We start from the raw sequence: 7,298 nt of genomic DNA, 5'->3' as shown, positions 1-7,298 counted from the left end.
GAATCGATTGGTTTCGCACGCTTTTGATTCGCAACTGTTCGATTTTCAAGGACCGTCAAGGTGACGAGCGATTGTCATACGTTGCTTCGTCAACCTGTTTTTTCATCGCCTTGCAGCGGCGACGTTTGCTATTATCGCATAAAGGATCAACAAAGGCAAGCATCAATTTTTTCCAAAATGTATTTTTTCGATCCTGCCACTGACGAAAAGCGTTTATACTTAGAATGGAATCCTTGTGGCCTGTGCATAACCATTGTCCACCATAAGCCCGAAGACAGGTTGTTTGATAGGAGAAAATAGGAGAATCGCTTTTTCGCATGGTGGATATTTCGAACAAGGACCATGCGATAACCATCCAGAAAAACATAACGGAGGTTCGCTTATGAACGAAAGAACAGTAAAAATAGAAAGTCGCTTTCAAGACGAATACACGAAACGGCTCGTAGCATCCCTGATTCGCTGGGATGGCGAGATACGGGAAATGCAAACAGGATTCTTTGACAAGCTGACAGGCAAATTTCAACAAAAAGTGGATGGCCTGATCCCAGAATCAGTGCATCAGGCCATCACTGTTGCTCTAGAAACAGTGGTCAAAGGATTTCTCGCCGGCATCTCCCTGCTGCCCGCTTCATCAGAACCGCGTCCAGCAACGCTGGCTCAACGAGACGATGAGGCGAAGCGCATTGTCGACAGATATAAAAAGATCGCCGCCATTGAAGGCGCAGGGACGGGGATGGGCGGCGCGATTCTCGCCGCTGTCGACTTCCCTGCCCTGATCACGATTAAGCTGAAGATGCTGCAAGAGATGGCCTGGCTGTACGGTTACGACGCCCGCATCCCTCAGGAGCGAAATTACCTTGTCCATGTCTTCTTGCTGGCCTTTGCCGCCGGTGATGTCCAGCGTGAGATTTACGAGACCATCCGCCGTTGGGATCGCCTGCCGGCGACCGCTTGCAGCCCAGAAAGCAGCCACTTTGATTGGCGGCGTTTTTATAAGGAATACCGTGACGGCATCGATACACGCAAACTGCTCAGCTTCCTGCCCATTGTCGGCGCTCCCGTCAACGCCTGGGCAAACTACTCGCTGGCCGGCGATCTCGGGGATATGGCGCAGAAGGCCTTTCAACTGCGTTTTCTGCAACCGATGGTCAAAGAATTACGGGGCGACTAACGCGCAAACCGGAAAAACAGCAACGCCGGAATCACAATGATCACCGCGCAGACCAGATACATCCCCGATAAACCCGCCAGTTTGGAAACATAACCAAGCGCGATGGAACCGAAGCCAATCCCAAGGTCGAAGGCGCTCATCAACGTGCCATTGGCGGCGCCCCGCCGGAAGGGCGGCACCTGATTCATGGCCATCGCCATCAAGGTGGGTTGCACGATACCAAATCCGACCCCCATGGAAACAGCAGAAAGCACAAATAATCCGACACCCTTGGCAAGAAAGAGCAGCACAAAAGCCGTAATCATGCTGATAAAACCGATCATCATGATCCGTTTCGGCCCCTGCCGATCGAAGGCGCGGCCAGCCCAAGGGCGGATGACCAACAGGGTCAAGGCGTAGATGAGGAAGTAGATACCGGCGTTGGGCACGCCGATCTCCTTTGCCAACAGCGTAATAAAGGAAACAATGCCGCCGTAGACGATGGCGATAAAGCCCATGACGGCAGATAGGGAAAAAACCGAGGGTTCAAATAGGTTGACCAGTGATAGACCGGGCTTTTGAGGCTCCTCTTTTGCATCCCCCTTTGAACCGCCTCCCTTTCGGTTGCCTCGTCCATCAAAAGCGTCCTCATAAGACACCCCGAGCAGACTGAGCAACGCCAGGACAGCCAAAATGAGGCTAGCGCTAAAAAGGGCCGGAAAACCTCCCTGAGCGAGAACGAAGAGGCCCATGCTGGGACCGGCGGCCATGGCCAGTGTGTTGGAAAGACCGTAGTAGCCGAGGCCCTCGCCCCGCCGCTGGGCTGGCACCACATCAGCGGCCACCGTGCCGGCGCCGGTCGTCGCAAATCCCCAAGTCATGCCGTGCAGGCCCCGCAATAAAAGCAGCGCTGTCAAACCGGCGACGATATGGTAGGCGGATGTGGCCAGGCAGAAGGCGATCAGCGCCAAAAAGAGCACCTTTTTTCGCCCCACAGCGTCCAGCAGGTAGCCTGAAAGCGGGCGGACCATGACGGCCGTTAGGGACAGGATGCCGATGATGTAACCCACGCTGCTCTCATCACCGCCGAGACCGCTGGTGACGAATACGGGCAGCGTAGGCAACAGAAAATAGAAACTGGTAAACATAAATAGGTTTGTCAGGCAGATGAAGATAAAGCTTTTTGTCCATAACGGCGCGACGAGACGCGAGGCTTCCCCTTGATTCATGACCATTGCTCCATTCTGTCGTTGGCTTCACGTTGAGGGATGTCCCCTGTGGTTCCCCATCGTGGCCGGTTCCCCATTATGGGCGTCTCCCTTTCAGTTCCATACCTTCCTTTATTCTGTTCCACCGCTCAAGATCCTTCATGCACAGCTTTTTCAAGCACCCTACGCGAGGGCGAATGAAGAGAAAGACCCGCCGTAATCCTCCCGGATAGCGGCGGGTCTTTTGGGTTGCCCCTATAAATCCTTATTTTGAAGGACTCATTTTAGTTACGGTGGACTCGCATAGGTTGTCTTGCAACAACGGCGAGGGTTCGCCCAGGTAAAATCCCTGACCATACTCGATCCCGATCTCACGGATGAGTTGCCAGATGCGGTCATTTTCCACGTACTCGCCGATGGCCATCTTCCCGAGGGAATGGACCAGTTGATTGATCCCTTTGACGAGGGCGCAGCGTTCCGGGTCCTGATCGATGGAACGGACGAAAGAACCATCGATCTTGATAAAATCTACCGGCAGTTTGCTCAGATAGGCGATCGAGGAATAGCCGCTGCCAAAGTCATCAAGGGCAAAACGGCAGCCCAAGCCACGCAGCTTCTGAACCCAGTGTTCCGCCGACATAAGATCCCGGATGGCCGCTGTCTCCGTGATTTCAAAGCCGAGCCGCCCGTGGATCGCCGGTTTGTTCTGAACCATCTCTTCGATAAAATTCAAGACCTCTTTATCGCCGAGGCTTTCGCCAGAGAGATTGACATAGAGACGCAACTGGGGATTCTTCTCTAAAAACCGGATCGCTTCGGTGACAACCCAACGCTCAATGTCGGTCATCAATCCAAAACTCTCTGCCACAGGGATAAATGTGGCCGGTGAAATCAGTTTTCCCGCTCCGTCGCGCAACCGCAACAGTGCCTCATAATGCTCGATCGCGCCATCGGAACAACGCACGACGGGCATAAAAAAGAGTTGGAAACGCCCCTCCCGGTCAGCGCCGCGGACGATTTGTATCAAACGACTCGTCTCTTCAAGGCGGGAAAACATTCGCTCATTGGCAAAAGCAACGACGACCTGACTACGCCCCGCTGTTTTCGCCAGGTGCAAGGCCGCGCCAGCCCGGCTTAAAACCTGACGGGCATCCTGGTGACCGTTGATCTCGGCAACGCCGATACTAACGGTGAAACGGAGGTCACAGCCTTCCAATACAGGACAAAGATCACGAGCTTTGACGATGTGGCAGAGGTTCAACGCCACCTGTTCCGCTTCCGCTTCACTGATACCATGGAGAAGAAGGCCGAATTCATCACCGCTCAGGCGCGCCAGCACATCGTCGCGATGGATCTGGCTCTTTAACAGCCGCGACAGGTTGGTAAGCAAACGGTCACCCATGTCAAAATCGAGCAGGTCATTGACGAGATTGAATTTATCGACATCAATCAGCAGCAGAGAACTGACAGTTCCTTCCTTGGCCAGTCGTCGCGCCCGGGAAAGGGCGCCATCAAAGTGATAGCGGTTGGGGATACCGGTCAGGTAATCATGGGTAGCCAGGTGCTTTAGGTGCTTTTCCGTCTCTTTCTGTTCACTTAAATCCCTCGCTACACCAGTGATGTAGAGCGGTTCTCCATCGACGCCGCAAACCAAAGCGGCGTTGGTGCTATACCATCGCCATCCGCCATCGGGCTGTCGCAACCGAAATTCGGGACCAGGCCGGACCGTGCCCAAGCGCTGTACCTTGCTGATAAACGACTTAACAGCAGACAAGTCTTCCGGGTGAACGACTTCGTGGATCGAGTGCCCCAAAAGAGGCTCCAAAGTGTCGTTGCGTCTGGATGCGCTGGGTGTAATCCGGGTAATCACTCCGTCCAGCGAACAAGAAAAAATAGCGTCAACGGTGCTTTCTTCTATGGCCCGCAGTTCTTCTTCCGCAAATGGAAGCCAACCGCTGCTGCACTTACACTCTTTCGTTTCCATCATGCGGATCATCCCCCTGCTGATGTATTTATCTGTCACTGATTTTTCGCTCTCGACACGGGGGGTAGAGGGCTGACTCGGCAAGGAAAAAAGGCAAATAAAAGGCTAGTACAAGGAGCGTAAAAGACTACTGAAAGCGTACCATACACAATAGGTTTTGACTATGTTTTTGTTCGAAAAAGCCTACAAATATTCTATACAATAGATTATTAAAATACCTTTTTTTTAGGCAGGGTTCTAGGTATCTTTTGTCGAACCTTCGAGTAAAAAATGTCAATATATTGTGGTGGAACCGTTCTGTCTCTGATCGGGATCCTGACATCCAGTGGAGGAACGCATCTATTCATGAAGAACGTTTTAGAGGAGCAGTGATTATGGGGCTACGGACACGGTTGCTATTATCTATTGTACTGCCTGTGATCATCGGGATTTGTCTGATCAGCGCCTCCTCCTACTGGGGCGCCAAGGATGCCTTGCATCATCAGATTCAACAGACCGTATCCAAGACAACGGAATACAGCAAGCACGAGTTGGAAGGTTGGTTGCAGGACAAACAATCGATTGTCTCCGCGTTGGCTGAGTCATACGGCAGCAGCGGCATCACCCCGGAAGAGCAGCGCCGAAACTTGGAAAAACTGCGCCAACTCCACCCTGGCATGGTGGATCTGACCGTTACCTATGCAGATGGGCGATTTTTAAGCGCCTCCGGTTGGACGCCCCCGCCCGGTCTCGACCCACGGCAACAGGCCGCTTACCAAGCCGGCATCAACCGGCAGGGAATCAGCTACACAGACCTCTATGACGATGTAAAAACGAAAAAAACCGTCGTCAGCATCGTCAAGCCGATCACCACCGGAAACCAGATGATCGGCGTTGTATCGGCAGACTTGGATTTGGAGGCCATCTCCGCTTTGCTCAGTGACAACACAGTAGGACAAAGCGGCTATTGTGTTGTGATCGATAGAAAAGGCTTTATGATTTCCCACCCTTCGTTAAAACACACCGACAACCTGTATGAGGTAGAGGGGGGCGCTCTGGCAGAGGCGACAAAGGGGTTTCTTAGCGGAGAGCCCACATTTGCGCAGCGGACCTTTCAAGGTGTTGACAAATTCTATTCCTCCTTTCCCCTTCCAACGTCCGGTTGGTCGATTGTCACTTCTGTTCCTGTTAAAGAACTCTTTGCTCCCATCGATGCGCTGGCTGCTCGCGACGTGATGCTTGGGTTGACCACCGTCGCCCTGCTGACCCTGATCATCATCGTCGTCACCAACGACTTTACCGCCTTCCTTCGCAAACTTTCTGCGGCGCTCAAAGCGGTTTCTGAGGGCAATCTCTCTGTCGACGCCAGCCAGTTGCATCAATCAAAGACAACGGAAATGCAGTCGCTGAACCTTCACCTCTGCGCCATGGCGGACCACCTCCGGCGGCTTGTGCGGGATGTCTCCGACCTAACCCAAACCGTTGCCGCATCGGCCCAAGAACTGACGGCCAGCGCACAGCAGTCCTCGGCAGCGGCCAACCAGGTGGCGGAATCGATCAGCGCCATCGCCACAGGCGCCGACGAACAGTTCAATTCCGTGTCCTCGACGACGAGCGTCGCCAGCACGGTTGCCGAAGAGATTCAGTCTGTGGCCAACCGTGCAAAAGCAGTGGAAGAGGCGGCGGAAAAATCAACCGGCGCCGCCAAAAAAGGCAGCCGGGCGGTAAAAGCAGTCATCAACCAGATGCACCGGATCGAAAACACGGTTACCCAATCAGGCGAGATGGTGTCCAAATTGAACGAGCGCTCCCAGGAGATCAACGCCATCGTCGAAGCGATCCGCAACATCGCCGAGCAAACGAATCTTCTCGCCCTCAACGCGGCGATCGAAGCTGCCCATGCCGGTGACATGGGACGGGGCTTCGCCGTTGTCGCGGAAGAGGTGCGCAAATTGGCCGAGGAGTCGAGGTCGTCGACCCAGCAGATCATCAAGCTGATCCACACGATTCAAAAAGAGACGGAAGCCTCCGTAAAGGCCATGTCTGTCGGGATCAATGAGGTTCATTCGGGAACGAGAGTCGCCCAAGCCGCTGGACGGGAGTTTGGCATCGTCGAGAACCTGATCGACGGGGTGGAAACTCAGTTCCGCGAGATCTCCCTCTCGGTTCAACAGGTCTCAACAGGCGGCCAGGAGATCGTCAACCAGATGGAGCGGATCCAGGCTATTGTCCGCGATACGACGGGACAAACCCAGAACGCCGCCGCCTCTACAGAGGAGCAATCGGCTTCGATGGATCAGATCGCTGTCTCCAGTGAGAGTTTGGCCCGCCTTGCCGAACAGTTGCAGGCGTCGGTGCAGCGGTTTCATATCTAGTCCCCTGCCAGCGTTCAAATTTTGCATCTGAATTTAAACGGAAAAAGCGTTCGGCCATGAGAGACCGGACGCTTTTTGATTTCGTTTTTGTTCAGATATTCATAGGCTCTGCCATTCAAAAACTTTTTAGGCTATCGTCGCGCCGGGAAGGGATTGAAGTTGTTTCTTCTCCGTGTCAGACAATGCTTTGATTAAATCGAGGATGATAATGATTTGATCATTATTTTTCCCAACGCCCTTGATATAGCCTTCACAATTATGAGTGATGCTTTGGGGAATCGGTTCAAAATCCTCATCTCTCAACTTAAAAATATCTGTCACATCATCAACAATAAAACCGACGAGGGATCCGTTATAGTTCAGCACAATAATTTTGCTATCTTCGTTCACATGGGAATCCTGGTAGTGAAACCGTTTCCTCGTATTGTAAACGGGGACAGCCTTGCCCCGGAGATTGATGAGTCCTTCCAGGCCGTTCGACGCGATGGGAAGCTTGACAATGGTGTAGTTTTTACGCTTGACAATTCCGTTCACGACCTCAATGTCAATTGCAAATTCCTCTTCGCATAACTCGAAGGTTACTAACTGAGAAACCGCCATCT

6 protein-coding genes are annotated in these 7,298 nt (G+C 52.9%); 3 read left to right on the top strand and 3 right to left on the bottom strand.

Features of this window, described 5'->3' with window-relative positions; genetic code table 11:
• Together GTO89_RS17180 and GTO89_RS11795 are read left to right on the top strand one after the other, a co-directional pair.
• Positions 1-203: hypothetical protein (locus GTO89_RS17180; protein ID WP_207708926.1), on the top strand; the 203-nt coding region annotated here is incomplete at its 5' end.
• A gap of 179 nt (positions 204-382) precedes the next feature.
• Complete coding sequence (locus GTO89_RS11795) at positions 383-1,171, top strand: EcsC family protein (protein WP_161262293.1); 789 nt, start codon at positions 383-385, stop codon at positions 1,169-1,171.
• Here GTO89_RS11795 and GTO89_RS11790 read toward each other — a convergent pair.
• Together GTO89_RS11790 and GTO89_RS11785 are read right to left on the bottom strand one after the other, a co-directional pair.
• On the bottom strand, positions 1,168-2,379 hold the full coding sequence (locus GTO89_RS11790; RefSeq protein WP_204758235.1) for an MFS transporter: 1,212 nt from the start codon (positions 2,377-2,379) through the stop codon (positions 1,168-1,170). The two genes, GTO89_RS11795 and GTO89_RS11790, sit on opposite strands and share 4 nt — an antisense overlap.
• Positions 2,380-2,623: 244 nt before the next feature.
• Positions 2,624-4,345, bottom strand: a complete 1,722-nt coding sequence (locus tag GTO89_RS11785) for a putative bifunctional diguanylate cyclase/phosphodiesterase (protein ID WP_161262291.1) — start codon at positions 4,343-4,345, stop codon at positions 2,624-2,626.
• Between the two features lie 371 nt (positions 4,346-4,716).
• Between GTO89_RS11785 and GTO89_RS11780 the strand changes: the two genes are divergently transcribed.
• Positions 4,717-6,696, top strand: coding sequence for a methyl-accepting chemotaxis protein (locus GTO89_RS11780; RefSeq protein ID WP_161262290.1), 1,980 nt, complete (start codon positions 4,717-4,719; stop codon positions 6,694-6,696).
• Between the two features lie 126 nt (positions 6,697-6,822).
• Here GTO89_RS11780 and GTO89_RS11775 read toward each other — a convergent pair whose 3' ends face one another.
• On the bottom strand, positions 6,823-7,296 hold the full coding sequence (locus GTO89_RS11775; RefSeq protein ID WP_161262289.1) for a chemotaxis protein CheW: 474 nt from the start codon (positions 7,294-7,296) through the stop codon (positions 6,823-6,825).
• Positions 7,297-7,298: the final 2 nt, after the last annotated feature.

Source organism: Heliomicrobium gestii (assembly GCF_009877435.1).
GTDB lineage: Bacteria > Bacillota > Desulfitobacteriia > Heliobacteriales > Heliobacteriaceae > Heliomicrobium > Heliomicrobium gestii.
Note: the sequence above shows the minus strand (reverse complement) of the source record. Positions and strands in the feature narration are given on the sequence as shown.

Excerpts from the sequence above, each read along its gene's own strand:
- GTO89_RS11795 (WP_161262293.1), top strand. The coding sequence starts at position 383 with ATGAACGAAAGAACAGTAAAAATAGAAAGTCGCTTTCAAGACGAATAC.
- GTO89_RS11790 (WP_204758235.1), bottom strand. The coding sequence starts at position 2,379 with ATGAATCAAGGGGAAGCCTCGCGTCTCGTCGCGCCGTTATGGACAAAA.
- GTO89_RS11785 (WP_161262291.1), bottom strand. The coding sequence starts at position 4,345 with ATGATGGAAACGAAAGAGTGTAAGTGCAGCAGCGGTTGGCTTCCATTT.
- GTO89_RS11780 (WP_161262290.1), top strand. The coding sequence starts at position 4,717 with ATGGGGCTACGGACACGGTTGCTATTATCTATTGTACTGCCTGTGATC.
- GTO89_RS11775 (WP_161262289.1), bottom strand. The coding sequence starts at position 7,296 with ATGGCGGTTTCTCAGTTAGTAACCTTCGAGTTATGCGAAGAGGAATTT.